A 19,897-nucleotide genomic window follows, 5' to 3' on the forward strand; every position below is an offset into this window, starting at 1 on the left:
TACATTTAATAGAGACAATAATGGAAGAGTCCGTCGTACTCCAAAGACCAACATGTCTTATTAGACTTCATCTCACTCACATCGCTCATTGAACTTACCACGATTAAGCTCAGTTCAATACCGCGCCTGAATGGCGCATAATATCAATGTTTACGTCATATCATTAAGGACAAATGAATGGACGCTTTCATAATTTCAAGCTGGCAATTTTCTGAGGGGGTGGCACATGAACACACCACCAGCCCAGCCTCATTCGAGCAATCAACTTGGTATCACTGCCAAAGAGATGCTGACGGTTTGAGAGAATGGCTCCACAGTAATACGGTTCCAAATGCCATCATCGATTCATTACTCACCGATGACACCCGCCCTCGGTTCGAACAATTTGGCCACGACTGTTTTTTGATGATTCTGCGAGGCATTAATCTAAACGAAGGTGCTAACCCTGACGACATGCTTAGCCTACGCATCTTATGGTACAAAGGCACTTTAATATCGACACGTAAAGTTCCTTCAAAAGCGGTCAGTAATCTGATATCTGATCTCAAACAAAACCAAGGCCCTACATCATTACCTGATGTGTTGTTGGGCATGATCCGTGGAATCAACCACAGTATTTCAACCTTCCTAGCACCCGTCGAACTATTAATTGACGAGTTAGAATCTACATCCAATATCGACATAAGATCCATTAACGCTCTACATTCAAGGCTACTCAGACTAAGGCGTTATTTGAAGCCACAGAAATACGTTTTTGAAGATTTAATGAGTGACCTACCTGCGCCATTGAGTAAGCACAACAGTCATATAAAGAACAGCCTTGATACCATCCTGAGAATTAACGAGTCTGTTGAGTTTTACATCGAACAAATTAATGTATTTTTAGCGAGCCTAAGTCAGCAACAAGCTGAAAAAATGAATAGAAATACGTACCTATTTTCTATCATTGCAGGTATTTTCCTCCCTGCTGGGTTTTTCACCGGTTTACTGGGTGTCAATATCGCTGGGATACCCGGAACAGATAACCCGATAGCATTTCCACTATTTTGCGTTGGGCTGCTCGTGGTCATAGCGGCAGAGGTCGTTATTTTGAAAAAATTGAGGTTTATTTAATGGTTGAGTTTTTGCAATCCAATATGTGGCTTAGACAAGTAGTTTTAGGTTTACTTCTTATCACTGTGTATTGGGTGATCAAACGCTTAGGTAAGAACTGGATAGAAACATTAGCGGAAAATAAGCGTGTCGAATTGAAGCGAAAGCAGTTCGTGATTAAGTGTTTCAATATTGTTCTGTTTCTACTCTTCATCGCTGTGTTTACGATTGTTCTTAACTTGGGTTTTGGTGATATTTCTCTGTTCTTGTCTTCGATATTTGCGGTGCTGGGTGTCGCTTTATTCGCGCAATGGTCGATTCTAAGTAACCTCACAGCCAGCGTACTAATATTTTTCGTCTTCCCTTATCGCATTGGCGACAGAGTAAGAGTCGCGGAGAAAGACGAAGACATCAGCGGTGTGATCATCGATATCACCATGTTCCATGTTATTCTTCGACACAGTTCGGGCAACATTATCACCTACCCTAATAACCTGATCCTACAAAAAGGCGTAATCAAAGTTTTGGTTGAACCGGAAGCAAAAAGTGAAGCAGGTGATACTGAGCTAACCAAAACTGAAAATTCAGAATCATAAGATTTACTGGTGCCTTAGATATCGGCAAGTCAAACAGATAGACACCGCGAACTGATTCGTAAGATATTAAAAGAGCTTAGTTCGACATGGATTGCAAAACTTGGCGATAAAGGACATTAGAGAGAAGCTTCAATAAGGTAAAAGTCTAACACCCAATACTTACGCCAAACAAGGCGGATTAACCATAGATGTGTATGGTGGAGTGAGATCGGACTAACCCAACCTTGCTCTATAACGAACGCTCTGTTTATAACTTACACCTCTGCCTTTTGCGTCTCATTCGTAGCAAGTTTTATTGAGTTTAGAATTGCGACTAAATATACTGGGGACATCATCAGTCGGAGGGCAATAATGAATAATAAAAACAAACACATAGTTTTAATTCATGGTCTGTATATGCCTGCGTTGATCATGCAATATCTAGATAGAAATTTTAAGAAACGCGGCTTCACCACCCATAAGTTCGCCTACAACTCACTGCGCTTTCCTTCCGCAGCAAAACGCCTAAATCGCTTCGTGAATGCGCGCTTTGATGAACACGATAAGGTCTATTTCTTTGGTCACTCACTCGGCGGCTTGCTGATACGTCACTACTTTAAATTCTACCAACCCGACTTTGCAGACACCTGCATCATTACCGCGGGGACTCCACACAACGGCGCAACTATCGCTAAAACGTTGTCGAATCATGGTCTTGGATTTATATTTGGTTCGAGCAAAATGATCTTAAGTGATGGCTTGGGTGACTACGATATTGATGTGCCGATTGGCGTGATTACAGGCACCTACGACGCCGGAGTTGGACGTATTGTACTGGGGAAAAATCCGGGCGATGGCACAGTCACACTCGAAGACGCCAACCTGAGAGGAGCAACGGATACTTACGCCCTCAAACTCAACCACACGGCGCTTGTCTACTCCAAAGAAGTCGTAACACTGTCGGCTCAGTTCATCGAACACAGGGCTTTTAAGGACGCTTCATAGCTTATTTCCATTAGCTTTTGCGCGTTGACTCCTGTATCGAGCTCTGTTCTCTTATATGTGAAAGACAAAAACAAAAATACCACTCTGCGATAAGAGTGGTATTCAAAGATTCATTACTGAAAGTGAGTGCTTGTTATACTTTCTATACTTGTTACAAGCGATTAACTCGTGTTGGTAGGAACACCTCACCCAACATGCATCGCACCGAACCACCACCAATGTCTTCAATCGTTTTCACGTTAAATGGTAGCAGCTTGCCATGTGTCGAAAGCTGAGCTAGTTGGGCTGGAGAAAACGCATCGTAAGCCGATTGAGACATCGCGATCACCTTGTCGCCATTCACGGTTTCAAGCTGCAGGATGTTGCCACAGAAACGGTTCATCTGATCAATTGAGATAGAGATAACCTGCTTATCTTTAGCAAGCGACTTCACCACAAAGCGGCGTTCAAACTCAGGAATCACTTCATCACAGATCACGCAGAAGTTATCGCCAATCGCCATCATCACATTGGTGTGGTAGATCGGCTGACCAGACGGCAGTGCTGTTTGGAATGACACCACGCGAGAATAACCAATGCGCTTTGCATAGTCTTCTAACACTTCGCGGTCACAACGCTGAGAAAGCGCAGCGTAGATGGTCTTGTTGATATGGTCGATAACCATCACGCCCGTGCTCTCTAGATAAGAACCTTGCGCGATGTAAGACTCTAGAGACTCGCTATGGTTAACAATGCGACCCGACGCTTCTAACGCTTCAATAAGAGCATTTGGCTTAACTTCATTCTGACGGTTTTCACACGCCATAGGGAACGTGAATAAGCTTCCATCACTACAGGTACTGAACCAGTTGTTTGGGAAAACAGCATCCGGAGTTTCAACGCCCAATTCTGGGTAATCAAACTCTACAACTTGCACACCTTCTTTACGCAACGAAGCGACCATAGCCTTAAATTCGGCCATCGTTTCTACCTTCACCTCAGCTTCGGTCAGATTCACTCTGTGCTGAAATTCGTTATCACGTGCTGTTTCTTCGTTAAATTTAAACTCTTTTGGCGGCACCATAACAACGCAATTGGCGTTTTGAACATTAGTAATATGAAGTGATTTTTTGTGTAGGTTTAACATTTCAACCGTCCCTATCTTTTATTTACTTCAGAATTGTAAACAACTTGTTACGATAAGATTCACTGAAAAGAATATTGATTTGAATATTTATCCCAAATAATTACTGCAGATCTTAGATTAATCGGTAATTTTTACTGCAAGATAACAGCACATCAGAAAGAACCAACTGTATGCATATTCGTTAAGTCACTTTATGGATAAATATTCCGATTCCATTTTCTCGCCCATCACGAGTTTTGATTACAATTTAATCCATTTAGCGTTAGGATTATCACCGTTGCATAACAATCAATTACGTTTGAAATCAGCTTAACTTTTCCTGTCTAATTCAATCTAAAATAAGCGTCATGAAAGACACTCTTTGGACCTTTCCTGCATCGCTTAGACAAAGTTTTAGTGTTTTAAAGCCAAGTGCCTAAATAGGCGCTAGAACAAAATCCATCGAATGATTTAATACTGATAAGAACCCATGGCCGCTTATATAATTTCAAACTAAGACAGTTAAATTTCAAATCAAGACTATAAAAACAAAGCTGCACCAACGATGCAGTCGCTTATAGATGCACTAGTTTATAAAGGGAAATCTATGTACAAGAAATTTGAAGGCTTTACTGAAGCCTTTCCAAAGGGAGAGCCGATACAACCTCCTACTGGCATACTGGCATTCTGCCGCCATTACACTCGAGGTTTCGAAAAACCATTGATTTTGCTCGGGTTGATGAGCATGACCATCGCGATCATCGAAGTCGCGCTGTTCGGTTACATGGGGCAATTGGTCGACTGGCTATCAACAAGCAACCCAGACACTTTCTTAGCAGACAACGAATCGACATTGATGGGGCTCGGTATTCTGCTGTTGGTTGTGATGCCAATCTTGATCAGTGTTTACTCGCTATTGCTTCACCAAACTTTGCTGGGCAACTACCCAATGTCGATTCGTTGGTTAGCACACCGCTACCTTTTGAAGCAAAGCCTGTCCTTCTATCAAGATGACTTCGCCGGACGTGTCGCGACCAAAGTGATGCAAACCTCGCTTGCAGTGCGCGAAACTGTGACCAAGATGGTCGATGTGTTTGTCTACGTGACGGTTTACTTCACGGCGATGCTGTTCATGCTTGCTGAATCAGATTGGCGCTTGATGGCTCCGATGCTGATTTGGCTATTCGTTTACATCGGTATTCAACTGCACTTCGTGCCAAAGCTAAAAGACGTGTCTTCAGAGCAAGCGGATGCGCGATCGTTAATGACAGGTCGTATTGTCGATAGTTACACCAACATCGCGACGGTGAAATTGTTCTCACACAGTAAAAGAGAAACCGAATACGCCGAAGAAGGCATGGAAGGCTTCCTAGATACTGTGCACCGCCAAATGCGCTTGGTAACCGGCTTCAACATCTGCGTGGAATTCGCTAACTATCTATTGGTGTTCAGCATTGCGGGTATCTCTATCTACCTATGGCTAGATAGCGCAATCACCGTGGGTGCAATCGCGATTGCGGTCAGCTTGGCTCTGCGTATTAACGGCATGTCGAAATGGATCATGTGGGAAATTGGTGGTCTGTTTGAGAACCTTGGTACCGTGATTGACGGCATTAAAACTCTGTCTAAGCCTATTGCTATTGAAGACAAGAAAGACGCGAAGCCTCTGGAGGTTCCACAAGGCGGTATCAACTTCGACAATGTAAGCTTTAACTACGGTGAGAATAAGGGGGTGATCAACAACCTAAACCTCAACATCAAACCGGGTGAAAAAGTGGGTTTGGTTGGCCGTTCAGGTGCAGGTAAATCGACCCTAGTTAACTTACTACTGCGTTTCCACGATGTAGAAAGTGGTCGCATCCTGATTGATGACCAAGAGATCTCGAGCGTTACTCAAGATTCTCTGCGTAGCAACATAGGTATGGTGACCCAAGATACCTCACTGCTGCACCGTTCGATCAAAGACAACATTCTTTACGGTCGACCAGAGGCATCAGACGAAGAAGTATACGCGGCAACTAAACAAGCACACGCGCATGAGTTTATCGAAACGCTAACCGACCCGTTTGGCAACATTGGTTACGATGCTCAAGTAGGTGAACGTGGCGTTAAGCTTTCTGGTGGTCAGCGTCAACGTGTGGCTATCTCACGTGTTCTTCTAAAGAATGCTCCATTACTTGTTCTCGATGAAGCAACTTCTGCGCTCGATTCTGAGGTAGAGGCAGCGATTCAAGAGAGCTTGATTGAGCTAATGGAAGGCAAAACGGTTATTGCGATTGCACACCGCCTGTCGACCATTGCAGCGATGGATCGCCTGATCGTACTCGACCAAGGCAATATCGTTGAAGAAGGCACTCACCAAGAGCTGATTACACAAAATGGCATCTATGCTCAATTGTGGAATCACCAGACCGGTGGCTTTATTGCCGATGATCTTGAGCAAGCTACGAACGCTTAATTTTTGTGCTATTTTAAAAGTGCGATGTGATTCACACCAATTTGTTTATTAGCGGTAAATTACACATGGCAGAATGTTATGTCGTAATTATATAATGACATTAACACCAAAGACGCCTCGCTTGCGCGTTCTGGAATAAGGCTAGACTTCGGGGGGAGGCTAGCCTTTTTTATGCCTGCTATTTGGCGCTCTTTGCTACCTGTCCAATAAACTTCATCGATCCTTTTGTTTTTTTCTTGGCGTTTTTTTCTTAAAATGCGCGCAATATTCTTTCTAGAGATCAACCATGAACAAAAGTGTCTTAACTAACGTTATTGCGTTAGCACTGCTTGCTGGCGGCTATGCGACAGCAAACCAATACTTGCTTTACGCAGGCCTATTCGCCTTTTCTGGTGCCATCACCAACTGGCTTGCGATTCACATGTTGTTCGAGAAAGTACCCGGCCTATACGGTTCAGGCGTTATTCCAGCACGCTTTGAAGAGTTCAAGGCAGCCATCAAGCAACTGATGATGGAGCAATTCTTTACAGAAAGTAACATCGACCGCTTCCTAAGCAGCGAGATGACAGGAAAGTCGCTCAATCTAGAGCCTGTGATTCAGAAGATCGACTTTAACCCTGCATTCGACTCACTGGTGCATGTTATCGAGAACTCTCAGTTTGGCGGTATGTTGGCAATGTTTGGTGGCACAGAAGCACTAGAGCCAATGAAAGCGCCGTTTGTTGAGAAGATGCAAGAATCTGTGATTGAAATCAGCAAGAGTGATTCTGTAAAAAATGCCATCAAAGACGAGCTAGAATCGCCTGCGATGATGGATGAAATCAAAGAAAACATTGAGGCGATCATCGATCAGCGCTTGAATGAACTAACACCTAAGCTGGTTAAAGAAATGGTTCAGACCATGATCAAGAAACACCTTGGCTGGCTTGTGGTTTGGGGCGGTGTATTCGGTGGTGTGATTGGCTTAATCTCTGCGGCCATTACGCTTTAAGGCGAACAAATTTATCGGATTGCTCTTTATCTGACGCTCAACAAAAAATGGAAGCTTATTGCTTCCATTTTTTATATCTAAATCACGTTGGTAAGCGAAATTAGGCCACTATTTTAGAGTTGCCAACAACTCAGGGTTCACGCCGAAGCCCTTTTTATGCTCTTCAATCACCACTTCACTACGTGTCTGAATCACACCAGGCAAGGTGCCCAGCTTGGTGGCCATAAACGCTTGGTACGCCTTCATGTCTTTCACTCGAACCTTGATCATGGTGTCAAAGTCACCCGACAGTGAGTAGCACTCTTCCACCTCAGGCATCATTTCCACGGCTTGGGCAAATTTGTCGAAGATCGAAAAGCTAGTCTGATCGAGACGGATATGGATAAAGACTTGAACATCGAGTCCCAGCTTTTCTGAACAAAGCTCAGCATGATAGCCCGTGATGTAGCCCTCTTTCTCCAATCGCTTGAGTCTATCAGAGCAAGGTGACGTCGTAAGGTTGACCTGTTTTGCCAGTTCAACAACAGGTAAACGCCCTTTCATATGCAGAATTCTTAGTATCTCTTTATCGATACGATCGAGCTGATGCTGAGACATAACATTCCTTAAACATTCTAAATTCCGCTCAGTATATTCCATACCAAGTGCAATCGAAGAAAACCTCGCTCACACATTTAAAAACTAAATGCACGGATGATATTCACGCCAGATATAAACACATACAAATAGATAAGAACCCTTATAAATCAAACTCTGGTTATTAACAAATTATTATAGAAATGACCCGATTAACAAATAAGTTGAGCCGGAAACGAAAGAAAGGATATAGGCCAAAGTGAATAATATAATTATCAAAGAGAAAGGATGACTCTATTATGAAAACGCAAGAACTCGCATATAAACCTTACGGTATTGGTTCATGGACACACGTAACGGTATCAAAAGATGTTGCTCAGGCACTAGCAAATGAATACTCAAACTATGGATGGGAAGTGAAGATTGATGGCAATGCCATTGAAGCTGAGCTTGCACTCAAGGCTGCTTAGAAACACAAAAACCTCCTAGCACGGAGGTTTTTTGAATCAAGTTAGTAAGCACTTACTATGAGTTAGGCTAGGCCAACTTGGGGAACAGCACTTCCAGTTTCGCAACGACAATTGCACGTGCGGCAGAAGTGCTGAGTTTCCATATCGTAGTACAGGTTTCCACTAAATAGTTTTGACGTCCATTGCATCATACGGCCAGAAGCTGTCTCGGGCTCTGATTCACAACGTTTCATTATAGACTTATGTAGTGTTGTTTTTTTACATCCTTTGCAATAGAGATCAGGCATACCTTTGTCCTATAGGTCTTTAGTGGTTACTGACAATTGACACATCATGTCCAATTCGGTTCCACAATTCACCGAGCTAATGAAAAAAGTGAGCGCCAAGTTCAAAAAATAGCCATTTTTCTGTTTTATTTTTTGACATCACTCGCCATTGAGTAAGTTGATCTTTCCCTTCTCACGCAAGATCCTACCGCTTCGATTTACATTGTAAACCCCCATTTCAATATCAGAAAACCTCGAATAAACTTAATTTGAAATAAGACAAAGGTCGTACTCACATAAAAAAATAGAGCCACCGAAGTGACTCTATTGTTTTTAGCTCATGTTCTTTGCTAATTCACATCTGTTTTACAATGTAAATTAGTCTAGCTCAACGAGATTCTTCTCGAACTCAGCGTGTTGCTTCTTAACTTCGTCTTCAGGCTCGCCAGTAATTAGGCTCACGATAACGATAGAAAGCGTCGATAGGATGATTCCCGGTACGATTTCGTACACATCGAACCAACCGCCCGTGAACTGCTTCCAAAGAACAATCGTAACACCACCAACCACGATACCCGCTAGAGCGCCGTTACGGTTCATACGAGACCAGTATAGGCTCAACACGATAGCTGGACCAAATGCAGCACCGAAACCAGCCCATGCATAAGATACAAGGCCAAGAACTGAACTGTCTGGCGTCATCGCTAGCACAAGTGCAATCAAAGAGATTAGGATAACCGCGAAGCGGCCTACACGAACAATCTCTTCAGACGTCGCATCTTTCTTAAGTACTTGCTTATACAGATCTTCTGCTAGTGCAGATGAAGATACAAGTAGCTGTGAATCCGCAGTACTCATGATTGCCGCTAGGATTGCAGCAAGTAAGATACCTGCGATTACTGGGTGGAACATCGCGTTCACAAGAAGCATGAAGATCTTCTCGCCATCGTCTAGCTTAGGCGCGCCAGAGTTAGTCACGTAGATTAGACCAACCAGACCTACTAGCATTGCACCAACCATAGACAGAGCAGACCATACCACCGCGATACGACGCGCTGTTGTTAGGTCTTTGTTGCTACGTGTTGCTTTGAAACGAGCAAGGATGTGTGGCTGACCGAAGTAACCTAGACCCCATGCCGCTAGCGAGATGATCGCGATAGCAGAAAGTGGCTCACCTTTCACATCATTCCATAGCGTGAGAAGCTCTGGGTTGATGTTGTGAAGATCAGTCGATAGCTGACCAAGACCACCGTTCATCGCTGCGATTGGTACAATCAATAGCGCAGCAGACATCAGCAGACCTTGAACCAAATCCGTCCAAGATACCGCAAGGAAACCACCAAATAGCGTGTAAGAAACCACACATACTGTACCGATGATTACCGCTGTTGTGTAATCTAGGCCGAATACTGTTTCAAACAATTTACCACCTGCTACCAAGCCAGAACTTGTGTAGAAAAGGAAGAATAAAAGGATAAAGAAAGCAGAAATTGTTTGGATCAGCTTAGAATTATCATTGAAACGACGAGATAGGAACTCAGGTAGCGTCAGTGACTCTGTTGTAATGCTGTAAGTACGCAGACGCTTAGCACTGATTAACCAGTTCGCCCAAGTACCAACTAGCAGGCCACCAGCAAGCCAGAATGCTTCAAAACCAGCAGCATAAGCGTAACCCGGTAGACCAAGTAGTAGCCAACCACTCATGTCTGATGCACCAGCAGAAAGTGCAGCAGGCCATGGGCCTAGCGAACGACCACCTAGGAAGTAGTCTGTCGAGCTAGAAGTACGTTTGTAAGCGATAACACCGATTGCCAGCATCATAATTAGATACGCAATGAACGTCGTCGTTATTGCAAAACTGTTTTCTATCATTTGATAGTCCTCATTTGTAAAAAGCCTTCCATGCCTAATTCAATGCAAGACACTCACCGTAAAGGCAAGCGAGTGCATTGAGTTAGGTATTGAGGCTCCAAGGCACTATGAGTTAAATCCAAAAATGGAGAAACCAAAAAATGGAAACAACCAAAGGAGCTTAGAGCCAATTTTACTGAAGGTTAGTGAGCTTCGCTTCCAAGTTCGAGCAAGGTCGCGTTACCGCCCACGGCTGTTATATTTATAGTTCGCGTACGCTCGGTAATGAAGCGCAGCGATAGGTGTGGATCGTGAGCAACATGCATTGCTGTCAGATCCGTTTCAGCCACTAAACCGACGATTGCACCGTCACGCTTAGCAAGCTGTAAATTGATAGCTTGTGCCGTTTGTAAATTACCCACGTAACCTGCACTTCGTACATCGCAAGACAGCAGCTGTTGAGCCGCGTCATACGAGGAAACCTGTACTAAGTTAGTTGGTAGATTCGCTTGTTTTGCAGCATCAGCAATTAAGGTGTTGAACTGCACGTCATCACTGCACAATTGCACGCTGTTACCCGCTAATAGTGCTGCGGTAATCATCGCGGTTGCTGTTTGCAGTGCTGGCTCTTTGTCTTGGCAATCATCAACAATCACCAAAGCCACACCACGTCCTGCAGCATACAGCTCGTTTGTTTCACCAGTCGGGCCAGCCATTAGGTGCTGCTCAGAAAGCAGCGCAGAGGCCTGCTCTAGGTGATAAGTTGCCACTGCCGCCAAAGACGTAGATTGGCTTTCGATCTCTGATTTGAATGCAAGTACCTGAGCACTCTTATGATCAAAATCGGTAAGATTCCATTGTTCCCACGCTAACAAAGCATCAGAAAAACCTGTCACTTGATGAACCATGATACTGCTCCTTATGCCTTGTCTTGTGATTGAGAGAAATGAACATCAGTAAAGCGGTATAGGTAGTGAGGACCACCCGCTTTAGGGCCAGTACCAGACAAGCCTTGACCACCAAATGGTTGTACACCAACAACAGCGCCGACCTGGTCACGGTTGATGTAACAGTTACCCACACGAACGTGTTTTTCGATCCAACGGTAAGTTGTCTCGTTACGGCTGTGGATGCCCATGGTTAAGCCAAAACCGGTTTGGTTAATTTGGTCTACCACTTGCGCCAGTTCACTCGCTTTGAAGCGAACGATATGCAGTACAGGACCAAACTGCTCTTCTTTCAAACAGCTGATGTCATCGATTTCAAATGCACTTGGTGGAACAAAGTCACCATGTTCACAATCCGCTCCTAGAGAAAGTTGAGCCACTTTCTTCTGGGTCTTAGTCATATTTTCTAGGTGCGTCATCAACTTCTGCTTCGCGTTTTGGTCGATAACTGGGCCCACATCCGTTTCATGAAGATGTGGAATACCAACGCTTAGCTCATCCATCGCACCGTGAATTAGTCCAATCACGCGATCTGCAATGTCTTCTTGAATGTAAAGCACACGTAGCGCAGAACAACGTTGACCTGCAGAAGCGAATGCCGAACGAATAACATCACGGACTACCTGTTCAGGCAGTGCGGTACTGTCGACGATCATCGCATTCTGACCACCGGTTTCCGCGATAAACGGAACAGGCTTAGCGTTACGACTCGCCAATGACACGTTGATACGTTGTGCTGTTGGTGTTGACCCCGTAAAGGCAACGCCCGCAATCGCATCATGACTGGTTAGCGCACTGCCGATCTCAGCGCCACGACCCGGTAGTAACTGAATCGTGCCAGCAGGGAAACCCGCTTCATTCATCAATTCCACTGCGCGAGCTGCAATTAAGCTTGTTTGCTCTGCAGGTTTCGCCACAACCGTGTTACCCGCCACTAGTGCAGCTGTAATTTGGCCAAGGAAGATCGCCAATGGGAAGTTCCAAGGGCTGATACAAACGAATACACCACGACCTTGTCGCGAAGCGATTCGAGTTAGACCATCAAAGCCTTTTAGCTCAAAACCTTGTAGGTTGTTCGCTTGTTTTGCGTAGTAACGACAGAAGTCGACCGCTTCACGCACTTCATCAATGCTGTCGTGAATTGTCTTACCCGCTTCTTGATGACAAATTGCCACCAGCTCAGCCAGGTTTTCTTCCATCAGATCCGCCAGCTTCTCAAGCGCAGCGGCTTTGGTTTCAACCGATGTCGCATTCCAATCAGCAAATGCGGCGTCTGCACCAGTGATCGCTGCGGAAACATGATCAAGGTTTGCAAAAGCCACCTGACCCACATTAATTCGACGATCATAAGGTGCTGTTACTTGTTCAACATTCTGATCAGCCTTGATCATGCTTTCGGCAAGAGATTCGCCGTTGATCACAGGTCCAGCAGTCCATTGATTGTTTAAGAAGCCTTTTACTTGCTCTTCAAACTGATGCGCTTCACTTTCAATATCAATGTTCACACCGTAAGAGTTCTTACGCTCAGGGAATACCGCTGGAGGCAGAGGAATCTTAGTGTTGTGCAATGTATCGAATGCCAGAAGCATATCGACAGGGTGTTGAGTCAGCTCTGCCACAGGGCAACGCGCATCAACTAGACGGTGGACAAACGAGCTGTTTGCGCCGTTTTCTAGCAAGCGACGTACTAGGTATGGCAGTAGATCTTTATGGCTGCCAACCGGTGCGTAGATACGTACCGACTGTTGGTAAGCTTCCATCGCATGGTTGTAAAGTGAATCACCCATGCCGTGTAAGCGTTGGAATTCAAAGTCTTTATGGTCTGTCATCACAGCAATAGCTGAAACCGTGTGAGCATTGTGGCTCGCAAACTGCGGGAAGATATTGCCACGAACACTTGGGCTCAATAGATAACGCGCACACGCTAGGTAGGCTACATCAGTCGCTTCTTTGCGAGTGTAAACAGGGTAGTTATCGAAACCAGCTTGTTGTGACCATTTGATCTCACTATCCCAGTAAGCACCTTTCACTAGGCGAAGTGGGATTAAGTCACCCTGCTCTTTTGCTAGGCGGTTTAGCCAAACTAGAACTGGTAAAGCACGCTTTGAATACGCTTGAATAACCAGACCAAACTTGCCCCAGCCTTTCACTAGCTCGCTGCGATACAGTTTTTCGAATAACTTAAGCGAAAGCTCTAGGCGATCCGCTTCTTCTGCATCAATCGTGATCGCAACATCAAGCTCAATCGCACGGCGCAGTAACTGCTCTAGCGTGTCGCATAGCTCAGTCAGTACGCGGTCTTCGTTCGCCACTTCGTAACGAGGATGAAGTGCAGAAAGCTTGATAGACACAGATGGCGCTGGGCTAGATTTTGAAGAGACCTTCGATTGTGGAGAAACATAGTTGTCTCGACCTACGGCTTCAATCGCCATTAGGTAATCTTTAAAGTACTTATTTGCGTCAGCTGTGGTCAGTGCTGCTTCACCTAGCATGTCGTATGAGTAGGTAAAGCCTTTGTCGCGCATCGACTTACCGTTCTTTTGCGCTTCAGCAATGCTGCGGCCAAGAACAAATTGGTGACCCATCACTTTCATCGCTTGGTGCATCGCTTTACGAATTACCGGCTCAGAAAGCTTGTTCACTAAACGGTTAACCGCTTGTCCAGCACTCTGCTCGTTCGATGAAAGTCCAACCACCTTGCCTGTTAGCATTAAGCCCCAAGTTGAAGCGTTAACAAAAACCGAATCAGAATTCTTTAGGTGAGACTTCCAATCCGCAACGCTTAGCTTGTCGCGAATCAGTGCATCAGCCGTTGCTGAATCAGGAATACGCATCAAGGCTTCCGCCAGACACATCAGCAAGATGCCCTCTTGAGTATCTAAGCTGTATTCAAGCAACAGTGCATCGATCATCTGGATAGAAGTCTTATCCGCACGGATAGCTTCGATCAAAGAAGTCGTTTTGTCTGTGATTTGCTGCTTTTCAGACTCAGAAGGGGTAGCTAGTGGCAGAAGTTGCTCTAGCCATTGGGTTTCATCCACCATATATAATGGTGAGATAAGCGACCATAGATCATCAAGCGACTGCTCGTTGAATTCTGGCTTTAACACATCAGTAGCTGTAAACATGCGTTTTCCTTAATCTCACACCCGGAATTAGCCCGGGATCTCTACAATGGCTGCAGTGTATTTAGAGTATATAAGGATTACTTGTCAAAAACTCCGAGTTTTTTGCTAAAAACTCGCTTTATTAACAAAACAAACACAACGTCACATATGAAACTTTAAAATAATATGCCGTTTTGTTTCACTATTTAACAGAAATTTTCTTTTTGTATTGGGATGGAGACATGCCTTGAAGGCGTGAAAAGGTGTGAGTAAAAGAGGATTGACCGGAGAAACCAGCCAGTTCTGCGACCTGACCAAGGCTAAGGTTACCCTGTTCAATTAAACGGCGAGAACGATCGATACGCTTACCAAGAACATACTGGTGAGGGGTAATGCCCATTTGCTCTTTGAACAGCATATGGAACTGGCTTTCGCCCAAGAACACGCTGCCCGCAAGCTGAGCGACAGAGATCTTATTCGCGAGGTGTTGCTCGATGTAGCGATCCAGTGCTTCAAGATCAAAACGCGAGTCTTTAATTGAGGTTTCAAATGCCGATATGTGCCTTTGCATCAGAGCGATCACCGTGTCATTGCAGGCACGGCTTAACAATAGATCATCCGGGCTCGCCTGCATTTCTTGCACCAACATATGGATAAGCTTTTGAATTTGCGCGTCTAATTGGAAGTAGACGTTCGATGATTCTAACTGGTTAATCTTCTCTAACATCAGCGGGTCGTCGTCACTCGGCACGGGCATGTTAAGCACCAAAATGTCGGACTGACCGACCACACCACCGAAAGCATGATCAGAGCTCGCTGTCACCACACAACCTTGTCCTGGGCCAACAAGATTCCCCTTACCACTCACTTCAAATTCCGCCTGACCATTTAAACCAATCACGACTTGCGAATAGTGGTGATCGTGACAATCCATATGCGAAGGCAAAGTAATGATCTCCGCAGGGCGAGGGCCAGTAAGGCCTAGCGGGGACAAGTCTAGGTTTGGAAAGGGTAAAGGTTTTGGCATGACAGCAAAGTACTCAGATCGACATAGTGAGAATAATACTCTGAAATCTGCACAAGATGAATTTGTAAATGATCATGAGAGTCATTTCCTCACCATAAACAGAAGATCATTACCGCGATCATCTTGATCATGCCTCCGGAAAGATGATCAAGAGCGTACAAACTACGGGCATTGTAAAACCAATCGTTCCGGCGAGTTTAGGGACTTCACAAGCAATCACACAAGCACGAACACGAACACGAAAAACATTTTACAGGCTTCTACGACATGGTGGGTAATGTATGGGAATGGACAACCGTTCAGAAAGGCCTAGCGAAAGGTGGCGCGTGGAGCTTCTCTCCTGAAGAAGCAAAAGTGTTTAACGAACTGTACGTACCGCCTTCAACGGCAGCGAACTATCTAGGATTCCGAGTAGTACGAGAGCTGTAGGCTCCCAATCACAGGCTCAGAATCCCAAATATTTACTCTAGGTTCTCAATTATCACATTGAGCAGCATTTATAGGGGAATTCCCCCCTTATGCATAAGCACTCCTAGGAGTAGATTCGTCGATAGAGTAGTAAGTCACTCTGGGTATCAAATTGATGCCTCAGTTTAATTTACCTGACCCTCGTAAATTAGACTGAAAATCTTCTACATGTCGACAAGGCATATCTTGTCTTTAGCCAGCCCCTCTTCAGGCTGGCTTTTTTTTGCCTGTTTATCACCCTTTCTGCCCATCGATTCCCCGTGATTGAAGCAGTTAGTCAACAATCTGTTTAACTGTCATTCACCCCCTATTTTTCGAGCAGAGTACAAACTCTAATTGCCATTGCAGCGCTATAAGAAACTGATATTATTGCAACATCGCAACACACGAGATAAAACCTTGCCAGATCCACTCAACTCCATACATCGTTCTTTATTCGAACAACTTCCAGGCTGCTGGGGCTGCAAAGATACTGACTCGGTCTTCGTGTACGCCAACCTTGCTTACAACCAATTGATTGGCTTAAAACCCAATGAGACTTGTACTGGCTTGACCGACTTCGACATGCCCAGTCAAACCACCGAGTGCGCACAAGATTTCAGAGCTCAAGACAAACATGTGATGGATACACGCAGTACCCTTAAGATTCTCGATATTCACCCCTATCCAGACGGACGCTGGCACGCCCATATCTTTACTAAAACACCATGGCTTGATGACGACGACAACGTCCAAGGCACCATCTTCTATGGCCAAGAGCTTACCGATACCGCGATCTTAGAGGTCGGTCATTGGGTTTGTCAGGCCACAGGAACAAAAGGCGATCAGGCATCGCTTGCGGGGTCAGAGCCGCGCGTGTCTAAGCTGCAAAAGCGGCTGACTTCGAGAGAATCAGAGGTGCTGTTCTTACTGCTTTTCGGCAAGAAACCACAGTACATCGCGTCGACGTTAAACATTTCAATCAAAACGGTCGAAGGTCATGTCGCTAGATTGAAACAGAAGTTTGATGCACGCAGTAAAAGCCAATTGATTGAGTATGCGTTGGATTCAGGATTGGGCTCAGTGATCCCAGAAACTCTGCTCAAAAAACAGATCTCTGTTGTTCTTCACAGTGACTGATTGACTGTTCAGCTGAAAATGCAGACAAAAAAATGCCGTTGATCAGTCTAATCAACGGCATTTTTGGATCTGTTAAGCAGCTAAGCGATCAAGCAGCCTAAGGCGCTAGGCGATCAATATCCCAACTGTTGTCTTGGCGTGAGAACAAGAAACGGTCGTGCAAGCGGTGTTCACCACCCTGCCAGAACTCAATGCTATCAACACGAACTCGGAAGCCACCCCAGAAAGAAGGCACGGGAATCTCGCCTTTGGCAAACTTCTGTTTAAGCTCTAGATACTTACCTTCTAAAATCCCACGCGCTGAGATGCGGCTACTCTGCTTACTTGCAATCGCGGCCAATTGGCTCTCTTTTGGACGTGACGAGAAGTACTTCATATTTTCCATAGCCGTTAGCTTTTCAGCCGTGCCCGTAATATGAACTTGTCGTTCGAGTGGATGCCAAGGGAAGTGCAAACTGATTTTGCTGTTGTGCTCAAGCTGGTGCGCTTTGCGGCTACCTAAGTTGGTGTAAAAAACGAACCCGTCTTTATCAACATTCTTCAGCAGAACAATTCGTTGGAATGGCTGACCATTTTCATCAACCGTAGCAACTGTCATGGCAGTAGGGTCCGTCAACTTCGCTTCAATGGCTTGCTCTAGCCATAAATTGAATTGCTCAATCGGGTCTGCGGCCAAGTCTTTACGTCTCAATCCACCCTTAGCGTATTCGCGACGAATATCTGTCAGTTCCATTTGCTTGCTCCTTTAAATTTTTTTGTGATTTTGCGCCGTAATCCTTTGAAACACAAGTCTAAGCCATGGTTTTGTCTCACAGAAGGTGCTCTGTGTTAACAAGATCTCGGTACTCTCTCCATCATATTGATAATCTTTATACAAACCGATGACAAGCTGAGATCCGAGTGACCAAAATACTGCCTAACCTAATGACACCCTTTGTTTTATTCTCATTGTTATTGGGAGCTGCAGGGCTGACCGCAACCCACTTTATGGCAGTGCAATTCCAAGAAAAAATCGTCACTCAGCAACTCGATGAAGCAGCAAGTAAAGCCAATCTACAAATCGACTCTGAATTGGATAAATTCAAACAGATCCCGGATTTGCTCAGCCATGACCCGCGCTTGCTCTCTTATTTTGACTCATCACCACAAGCAGACAAGATTTCCGCTGCGCAGCTCAATCAATTGCTATTTGAATGGTCGAATCAAAGCCAAGCCGACACCATCTATATTCACGACCCGAACGGTACTGTGGTCGCTTCCAGTAATTACCAAAAGCCTCGCACTTTTGTGGGTGAGAACTTCTCGTTTCGTCCCTACTTTGCTTCTGCCATTCAAGGTAACAACACACAATATGTCGCGCTAGGCGCTCGTTCGAACGTACGCGGTTATTTTCTGTCTTCACCTCTGTATATCGACAAGGAAATTGTTGGCGTTATCACCGTAAAAGTGAGCTTAGAAAATCTCGAAAACATCCTAACCAGCGACGATTTTGAGATCGTAGTACTCGACTCTAACCAAGTGGTCTTTCTATCAAGCCAAGCTCCATGGCTTTACCATTCATTGTTGCCACTAACTCAGCAACAACAAACGGATATCGCACTTCAACGCCAATACGGTCAAAGCGAAATTTCGATCATCGAAGCCTTTCGTTCTTCAAGCTCTCAGTCAGAAGCGAGCAATACCAATCAATCTAGCAACCTTCAATCCAATGAAATCCGAAAAGAGCTCACCGCCAACCAGTTATTCAAGCTTGGTGCTTTTAATCTTTACCCTGCAACGGTCAGCAACAACCAGTACCAAGTTGTCGCACTAAAAGAGACCAGAGCTGAACTTATTAAAATCTTTCAGATCGATGTCATCTTCGTGGTGATTTACAGCTTGGTGATGCTCATCGCTTGGTCGTGGCGCCAGACTTATCTCGCGAAAGTGGCGTTGACCCGACTCAACCAAAACCTAGAGCAAACCGTTGATAAACGTACCCACTACTTGAAGCAATCCAATCAGCAGCTGCAACAAACCCTTTTTCAATACCAAGAGTCGCAGTCGAAGTTGAAACAGACAGAACAAGAGCTGACACAAACCGCGAAACTAGCGGTACTCGGTGAGCTGTCAGCCAGCATTAACCACGAAATCAACCAACCGCTTGCAGCACTGCGAACCTACAGTGAAAACAGCTTAAAGCTACTGGAAATGGAACGAACCGATTTAGTGAAAAGCAATCTTGAGAAAATGATTGGCCTCAACAACACCATTACCGACATCATCGCGCGACTCAAAGTCTTTACTCGCAAGGTCACCAAACAAGAACATCATGTGGCGAACCTGCATCAAGCGGTCAATAACGCCACTAGCATTCTCAGTGCGCTGATGATCAAGCAAGGCATTACGCTAAGGCTAAGCACGGTGCCAGATGACATCAATATTGCGATTCATCCAACCGAACTCGAGCAAGTACTAGTGAACCTGATTCACAACGCGACTCAAGCGCTGCAACAACAAGTTCTTGAACACAAAATCTTGCAGGAGCAACAAAACCTGGAAAGCGTTGACCAACAGGCTAGCCCACAGATAGGCATCGAATGGCAACTGCATCATGACTCTTGTCAGCTGATCATTTGGGATAACGGAATTGGCATGCCGAACGATAAGCTAGAACAGCTGTTCGACCCGTTTTTTACCACCAAACCGGAAGGTTTAGGGCTAGGGCTTTCAATATCGAAACGGATTATTGAAGCGTATCACGGCACGATCAGCGCGAACCGGTTAGAGCCTTCAGGCATGGTATTCTCGCTAAACATCCCGTTATATAACGATAAGGACTAACACGCCGTTGTTATCGC

At 45.0% G+C, this 19,897-nt stretch carries 15 protein-coding genes and 2 pseudogenes; 10 read left to right on the plus strand and 7 right to left on the minus strand.

The features are described 5' to 3' along the window. The first annotated feature begins 177 nt into the window (after positions 1 to 177). The 4 genes and pseudogenes from AB4375_RS08980 (at position 178) to AB4375_RS08995 (ending at position 2,672) form a co-directional block, all read left to right on the plus strand. Entirely contained in the window at positions 178 to 1,113 is a 936-nt protein-coding gene (locus tag AB4375_RS08980; protein ID WP_017062015.1) for a CorA family divalent cation transporter, read from the plus strand. After that, entirely contained in the window at positions 1,113 to 1,688 is a 576-nt protein-coding gene (locus tag AB4375_RS08985) for a mechanosensitive ion channel family protein (protein ID WP_017070158.1), read from the plus strand. The genes AB4375_RS08980 and AB4375_RS08985 overlap by 1 nt, the downstream gene beginning before the upstream one ends. A gap of 18 nt (positions 1,689 to 1,706) precedes the next feature. Continuing rightward, a pseudogene (locus tag AB4375_RS08990) lies at positions 1,707 to 1,905 on the plus strand (AraC family transcriptional regulator); the annotation flags it as partial. Between the two features lie 134 nt (positions 1,906 to 2,039). After that, positions 2,040 to 2,672, plus strand: a complete 633-nt coding sequence (locus AB4375_RS08995) for a triacylglycerol lipase (RefSeq protein ID WP_017070159.1) — start codon at positions 2,040 to 2,042, stop codon at positions 2,670 to 2,672. Positions 2,673 to 2,823: 151 nt separating this feature from the next. Here AB4375_RS08995 and AB4375_RS09000 read toward each other — a convergent pair whose 3' ends face one another. Beyond that, positions 2,824 to 3,798: an arginine deiminase-related protein gene (locus tag AB4375_RS09000; RefSeq protein WP_017061193.1), complete on the minus strand. Its 975-nt coding sequence runs from the start codon at positions 3,796 to 3,798 to the stop codon at positions 2,824 to 2,826. A 586-nt stretch (positions 3,799 to 4,384) separates the two neighbouring features. On the opposite strand from AB4375_RS09000, the gene AB4375_RS09005 reads away from it, so the two are divergent. Continuing rightward, positions 4,385 to 6,235, plus strand: a complete 1,851-nt coding sequence (locus tag AB4375_RS09005; RefSeq protein ID WP_017065156.1) for an ABC transporter ATP-binding protein — start codon at positions 4,385 to 4,387, stop codon at positions 6,233 to 6,235. Between the two features lie 286 nt (positions 6,236 to 6,521). Then, positions 6,522 to 7,226 (plus strand): hypothetical protein, encoded by a 705-nt coding sequence (locus AB4375_RS09010; RefSeq protein WP_017065155.1) that lies wholly within the window; start codon positions 6,522 to 6,524, stop codon positions 7,224 to 7,226. Positions 7,227 to 7,334: 108 nt separating this feature from the next. On the opposite strand, the gene AB4375_RS09015 is transcribed toward AB4375_RS09010, so the two are convergent. Beyond that, positions 7,335 to 7,823, minus strand: coding sequence for an Lrp/AsnC family transcriptional regulator (locus AB4375_RS09015; protein WP_004732526.1), 489 nt, complete (start codon positions 7,821 to 7,823; stop codon positions 7,335 to 7,337). 278 nt (positions 7,824 to 8,101) lie between these two features. Here AB4375_RS09015 and AB4375_RS09020 point away from each other — a divergent pair, with 278 nt between their 5' ends. Continuing rightward, positions 8,102 to 8,272: a hypothetical protein gene (locus AB4375_RS09020; protein ID WP_017070161.1), complete on the plus strand. Its 171-nt coding sequence runs from the start codon at positions 8,102 to 8,104 to the stop codon at positions 8,270 to 8,272. A gap of 644 nt (positions 8,273 to 8,916) precedes the next feature. Here the strand turns inward: AB4375_RS09020 and putP are convergent. From putP to AB4375_RS09040, 4 genes are all read right to left on the minus strand, one after another. Then, a complete protein-coding gene (putP, locus tag AB4375_RS09025) occupies positions 8,917 to 10,407 on the minus strand; it encodes a sodium/proline symporter PutP (RefSeq protein ID WP_029235685.1) in 1,491 nt (496 codons plus the stop codon). Positions 10,408 to 10,592: 185 nt separating this feature from the next. Further along, positions 10,593 to 11,297 (minus strand): 1-pyrroline-5-carboxylate dehydrogenase, encoded by a 705-nt coding sequence (locus tag AB4375_RS09030; protein WP_372051386.1) that lies wholly within the window; start codon positions 11,295 to 11,297, stop codon positions 10,593 to 10,595. Between the two features lie 11 nt (positions 11,298 to 11,308). Further along, positions 11,309 to 14,464 carry a bifunctional proline dehydrogenase/L-glutamate gamma-semialdehyde dehydrogenase PutA gene (gene putA / locus AB4375_RS09035; protein WP_372051387.1) on the minus strand — a complete coding sequence of 1,052 codons (3,156 nt, stop codon included), beginning with the start codon at positions 14,462 to 14,464 and terminating at the stop codon, positions 11,309 to 11,311. A gap of 181 nt (positions 14,465 to 14,645) precedes the next feature. After that, entirely contained in the window at positions 14,646 to 15,470 is an 825-nt protein-coding gene (locus AB4375_RS09040; RefSeq protein ID WP_372051388.1) for an AraC family transcriptional regulator, read from the minus strand. 252 nt (positions 15,471 to 15,722) lie between these two features. On the opposite strand from AB4375_RS09040, the pseudogene AB4375_RS09045 reads away from it, so the two are divergent. Together AB4375_RS09045 and AB4375_RS09050 are read left to right on the plus strand one after the other, a co-directional pair. Beyond that, a pseudogene (locus AB4375_RS09045) lies at positions 15,723 to 15,899 on the plus strand (SUMF1/EgtB/PvdO family nonheme iron enzyme); the annotation flags it as partial. Positions 15,900 to 16,274: 375 nt separating this feature from the next. Continuing rightward, positions 16,275 to 17,057, plus strand: a complete 783-nt coding sequence (locus AB4375_RS09050) for a helix-turn-helix transcriptional regulator (protein ID WP_032546410.1) — start codon at positions 16,275 to 16,277, stop codon at positions 17,055 to 17,057. Between the two features lie 97 nt (positions 17,058 to 17,154). Here the strand turns inward: AB4375_RS09050 and pdxH are convergent, their stop codons facing one another. Next, entirely contained in the window at positions 17,155 to 17,790 is a 636-nt protein-coding gene (gene pdxH, locus AB4375_RS09055; protein ID WP_017061203.1) for a pyridoxamine 5'-phosphate oxidase, read from the minus strand. 167 nt (positions 17,791 to 17,957) lie between these two features. Between pdxH and AB4375_RS09060 the strand changes: the two genes are divergently transcribed. Beyond that, the gene (locus tag AB4375_RS09060; protein ID WP_372051389.1) at positions 17,958 to 19,880 is read left to right on the plus strand and encodes an ATP-binding protein; all 1,923 of its coding nucleotides are present in this window, start codon (positions 17,958 to 17,960) and stop codon (positions 19,878 to 19,880) included. The last annotated feature ends 17 nt before the right edge of the window (positions 19,881 to 19,897 follow it).

The sequence above is a fragment of the Vibrio sp. 10N.261.51.C6 genome, assembly GCF_041471785.1.
Lineage (GTDB): Bacteria > Pseudomonadota > Gammaproteobacteria > Enterobacterales > Vibrionaceae > Vibrio > Vibrio crassostreae_C.